The sequence below is a fragment of the Pseudoxanthomonas wuyuanensis genome (assembly GCF_900215535.1).
GTDB lineage: Bacteria > Pseudomonadota > Gammaproteobacteria > Xanthomonadales > Xanthomonadaceae > Pseudoxanthomonas_A > Pseudoxanthomonas_A wuyuanensis.
This window is the reverse complement of record NZ_OCND01000022.1, coordinates 1-5,289: the sequence shown is the minus strand read 5'-3', so window position 1 is coordinate 5,289 and position 5,289 is coordinate 1. Positions and strand designations below refer to the sequence as shown.

3 protein-coding genes and 1 pseudogene are annotated in these 5,289 nt (G+C 67.2%); all 4 read left to right on the top strand.

What is annotated here, in order from left to right:
* Positions 1 to 321 (top strand): annotated as a pseudogene (locus CRO39_RS20115) (methyl-accepting chemotaxis protein); the annotation flags it as partial.
* 265 nt (positions 322 to 586) lie between these two features.
* Positions 587 to 3,280, top strand: a complete 2,694-nt coding sequence (locus tag CRO39_RS20110; protein WP_244904274.1) for an EAL domain-containing protein — start codon at positions 587 to 589, stop codon at positions 3,278 to 3,280.
* Positions 3,281 to 3,454: 174 nt separating this feature from the next.
* Entirely contained in the window at positions 3,455 to 3,856 is a 402-nt protein-coding gene (locus CRO39_RS20105; RefSeq protein WP_162125979.1) for a hypothetical protein, read from the top strand.
* A gap of 95 nt (positions 3,857 to 3,951) precedes the next feature.
* Positions 3,952 to 5,289, top strand: a 1,338-nt coding sequence (locus tag CRO39_RS20100; RefSeq protein ID WP_244904273.1) for an MCP four helix bundle domain-containing protein, incomplete at its 3' end; no start/stop codon positions are given.

Below are 5,289 nucleotides of genomic sequence, written 5' to 3'. Positions count from 1 at the left end.
CAGGAACAGTCCGCCGGCATCGAACAGGTCAACCAGACCATCACCCAGATGGACGAAACCACCCAGCAGAACGCCGCCCTGGTCGAGGAAGCCTCCGCTGCCGCCCGCGCCATGGAAGAACAGGCCGGCGCACTGGCCGCCACCGTGGCCATCTTCCGCCTCAACAACGGCGCCGGCATGCGCGCTGCAAAACGCGCACCGGCCGCGGTGGCCGCGGCACCGGCCAAACCGGCCAGGCCGGTCGCCCACGCGGCCAAGCCCGCTCCGCCGCGCCGCGCCGAACCGGCCCTGGCCGAAGGCGGCGACTGGCAGGAGTTCTGAGCCACCGCAACAGGCACAAACGGCGCGGCAGGAGCGCCGTCTCCGGCGCAAGCTTTTGGCATGCCGCGAAACGCTCGCGGCCGGAGGCCGCTCCTGTCTGCGCTCGGAACCGGCGCCAACCTCCGCCGCCGCCCTCAAGCAATCTTCGAAGCGGCCGATACCGGGACAGGTACGGTCCGAACTGGCGGCAGATGAAAGCATTCTCGCTTGTGATTCGCCGGTCAGGTTGCCACGCACGACCACCCTGCGTTGAAGGAATCGCATGTTGCCCACGGCCGTAAACACGCAACAAACGGCACCCGCAACCCCGGACCAGACCTACGAAATCCTGTCGCAGGTACTGGAACAGTCGGTCGACGCGGCGCTGCTGATCGATCAGGACAGCCGTATCGTGCTGTTCAACCAGGCGGCGGAAAGCCTCTGGGGCAAGCCGCGCCAGTCGGTGCTGGGACAGTCGCTGGAGACCGTGCTGCCCTGCCCCATGCCGCATGCGCAGGAAGCGGCCGGCGCGCTCGAACATTCCGGCTGCCCGGACAGGATGGCGGGCAACCGCCGCAACCTGGCGATCCGCCGTGCCGGCGGCGACACCTGCATGGTGTCGGTATCGGTATCGCGCATCGGCACCAGCGGCGATTCGTACTTCACCGTGTTCGTGCGCGACATCACCCACCAGCAGGCGCAGCAGCAGCGCATGCGGGAACTGTCGCTGGTGGTGGACAAGAGCGACAACGCCATCTTCGTCAGCGCACCGGACCGCAGCGTGGTCTACGTCAATCGCGGCTTCAGCCGCATGTTCGGCTACGGCCTGGAGGACATGCAGGGCCGGACGCCGGCGCAGGTGCTGTCGGGTCCGCACACCGAACCCAATCTCAACGAACGCGTCGACGCTGCGTTGGCCGCATGCGAGAGCCTGCAGGCCGAGGTGCTGCTGTACGCCAAGTCCGGCAGGCCGCTGTGGGTTTCGGCCGCGATCAATCCGGTCCAGGACGAACACGGCCATCTGGTGGGCCTGGTCAGCGTGCTGACCGACATCACCCACACCAAGATGCACCAGGTGATGCACCAGAAGGTGCTGAACGCGGTGGTGAGGGACGCGTCGATGGCGGACGTGATGACCCTGATCTGCCGCGAGGTGGAACATATCGCGCCCGAGGTGGTCGCCTCGATCGTCGCAGTGGAACCCGACGGCCGCCTGCGGCCGCTGGCCGCGCCCGGCCTGCCGCCGGCGATGCGCGAACAGATCGCCAACACCTGCATCGGCCCGAACGCCGGTTCCAGCGGCGCCACCGCCTGGCGCGGCAAACCGCTGCTGGTCGCCGACATCGCCACCGATCCGGTCTGCGCCGATTACCGGCACCTGTTGTTGCCGCATGGGCTGCAGGCCAGCTGGACCAACCCCATCAAGTCCAGCAACGGTCGCGTGCTCGGCACGATGACGTTCTACTACCGCGAACCGCGCGGCCCGGACGAACTGCACGCACGCCTGATCGACACCTGCCTGCACCTGTGCGCGCTGGCGATGGAACGCGAGCACGCCAACGAACGGGTGCACCAGCTGGCCTTCTACGACACCCTGACCGGCCTGCCCAATCGCATCATGTTCAGCGCCAAGGCCGAACAGGCGCTGGCCAACGCCGGCCAGATGAACGCACCGGCCGCCGTGTTGTTCATCGATTTGGATCGTTTCAAACTGATCAACGACGCGCAGGGCCATGCGGCCGGCGACGGGCTGCTGCGCGATATCGCGCTGCGGCTGGGCGAAGAGATGGCCGGCATCAACATCATCGGCCGCCAGGCTGGCGACGAATTCGTCGCCGTGCTGCCGCATTGCAGCGCCGAGCAGGCCGGCAGCATGGCCGAACGCCTGCTCAGCGCCATCGCCCTGCCCACCACGGTCGGGCTGATGACGCTGCATCCCAGCGCCAGCATCGGCGTGGCCATGTATCCCGACGACGGCCGCGACATCGAACTGCTGGTCCGCCATGCCGACATGGCGATGTACCGGGCCAAGGGCGAAGGCGGCGGCAGCTTCCGCTTCTTCAGCGGCGACATGAACAAGGTGGCGCAGGAACGGGTATCGCTGGAAACCGCGCTGCGCGATGCGCTGCGGCTGCAGCAGCTGCAACTGGAATACCAGCCGCAGGTCCGCGGCGGCCAGGGGACCCGGATCTACGGCGTGGAAGCGCTGCTGCGCTGGCAGCATCCGGAGCTGGGCGCGATCCCGCCCGCGCGCTTCATTCCGGTCGCCGAGGAAAGCGGACTGATCAGCGAACTCAGCATCTGGGTGCTGCGCCAGGCCTGCGCGCAGATGGCGCACTGGCGCAAGCGCGGCGTCAACGTGCCAAGGGTGTCGGTCAATATCTCGGCAATCAACTTCCGCGATCCGGATCTGTCGGCGCTGATTGCCCGCACGCTGGACGCGCACGGCCTGGTGCCTGACGACCTGACGCTGGAAATCACCGAGAGCGTGATGCTGGACCCGGACCCCGACGTGCTGGACAACATCGAGGCGATCTACGCCATGGGCGTGCGGTTGTCGCTGGACGATTTCGGCACCGGCTATTCCAGCCTCAGCCATCTGCACCGCCTGCCGATCTACGAGCTGAAACTGGACCAGAGCTTCGTCCGCGATATCGACACCAGCGCCATCGCCCGCACCTTGACCACTTCGGTGCTGCGCATCGGCGAAAGCCTGGGCATGAAAGTGGTGGCCGAAGGCGTCGAAACCGCATCCCAGCACCGCTTCCTGGCCGAACAGGGATGCCCGGTCCTGCAGGGCTTCCTGTTTTCCGAATCGCTGTCCGCGCCGGCGCTGGAACAGTGGCTGCTGCAGAACGAATTCGCCTGCGCCAGCGACGGCCCGGAAGCGCAGCCGTCGGCAGAGCCCGCCCGCTCCGGCCGCACGGGAAAGCGGCGCGGCGCCGGCGCGGCCGCGACCGCGCCGGCCGAACTGGACTGAACGATCGGCTCGACCGGCAGCCGGACGCAAAAAAATGTGATGCATCTCGCAGTCGCAGCATATTCCAGTTCCGCGCCCCGCCGCGCCGCTCAAGTTTCCGCCGCCACCGCCGATGACAGGCTTCGAACCCTCCCACCTCCTCCGCCCCATGGCATCACTTTCTGGAGAACCTGCATGAAACCCACCTACGTGCTGTCCCTGTCGCTGGCCGTCGCCGCCGCCGCGTTGCTGTCCGCCCCGCAGGCCACCGGCCAGTCCCAGGTCGACAACGCCATCCCGGCCGACATGGCCGTGCGTTTCGCCGGCAAGAGCGGCATCGTCTGCGGCACCGTCGGCAAGGCGCGTTTTGCGGAGAACTCCGAAGGCACGCCGACCTTCCTGTACATGGGCGGCAGCTTCCCGCGCCATACCTTCACCGCGCGCATTCCTGGCGCCGACCGCGCCAAGTTCAAGCCGGCCCCGGAAACGCTGGAAGGCAAGGATGTCTGCGTGATCGGCGACATCCAGCGCGACGCTTCGCGCGCGGAGATCGTGGTCAGCTCCCCGGCCAATCTGAAGCTGGCGACGATCCGCTGATCCAGCTTGCCTAGCGGGGCCCGCCAGGGCCCCGCTTCGTCCTTATCGTCCCGCAGGCGGCGCTGCTCGCGCCCCGATACAGGAAACAGAACCTCATGCAGCGGATCAAAGATCTCAAACTGACGACGAAGATGCTGCTGGCCTTCGGCGTCGTGCTGGCCTTGATGCTCGTCCAGGGCATCGCCGCCATCGTCGGCCTGAACTCGTTGAACGGCGCCACCACCGCGGTGACCGACAACATCGTCCCCAGCGTCAAGTCCGCAGGCGAGCTGCGCGCCCTGATCAGCGAATACCGCAGCGCCTCCTACCGCAGCATGGTGCGCGCCAGCGCCGCCGTGAAGGAGGATGCCAAGGTGCGCGCCGCCAAGACGGCCGAAGAGATCGATGCCGACATCCGCCAATACGCCCCGCTGATCAGCGGCCCGAAAGAGAAGCAGGCCTACGATCTGTTCGTGAAGGAATGGAAGGGCGCACGGCAGTCCTACGCCGAAGTCCAGGAAATGCTGGATCTGGGGCTGGAGGACGACGCCGTGGATACCTTCATCGGCTCCACCCGCGACCAGCACATGAAGGCCGCCGACGCGCTGGCCACCCTGCTGGCCGAGGTCGAGCAGCAGTCGCAGGAAGGCCGCCAGGGCGCCGTCGGCACCTTCAAGGCCAGCAGTACGCTGACTCTCGTGATGCTGCTGGTCGGCATCGCCGGCGGCCTGACCCTGGCCTGGTTCTTCGCCCGCGCCATCGCCAAGTCGGTGGGCGAGGCCGTCAGCGTGGCCAACGACGTGGCCGCCGGCAAGCTCGACGGCAAGATCGACACCGCCCGCCAGGACGAGATCGGCCAGTTGATGGCGGCCATGCAGCGCATGCAGTCGCAGGTGCAGGCGGTCATCGCCGCGCAGGGCGAAATGGCGGCCCGCCATGACGAAGGCCAGATGGGTTTCCGCATGGACGATGGCGCCTTCCCCGGCGACTACGGCCGCATGGTGCGCGACACCAATGCGCTGGTCGGCTCGCATGTGGAAGTGCAGAACCGCCTGATCGAAGTCATGAAGCATTACGCCATCGGCGACCTGTCGGTGGACATGGACCGCCTGCCCGGCGAAAAAGCCGCCATCACCGAAGCCATGGACGCCACCAAGGCCAGCCTGTCGGCGATCAACGCCGAAATCAAGCGGCTGTCGCTGGCCGCGGCGTCGGGCGATTTCAGCCAGCGCGGCGATGTCGGGCAGTACCAGTACGACTTCCGCGACATGGTCGAAGGCATCAACCAGCTGATGGAAGTCACCGACGAAAACCTGGCCGAGACCTCGGCGCTGCTGCAGGCCATCGCCCAGGGCGACTTGACCGCGCGCATGGACGGCGATTTCCACGGCGTGTTCGCCCGCATGCGCGATGACGCCAACGCCACCGTGGCCCAGCTCACCGACATCGTCGGC

What these genes read in the sequence shown, in the direction of transcription:
- CRO39_RS20105 (WP_162125979.1), top strand. Translation starts at nt 3,455, where the DNA reads ATGAAACCCACCTACGTGCTGTCCCTGTCGCTGGCCGTCGCCGCCGCC.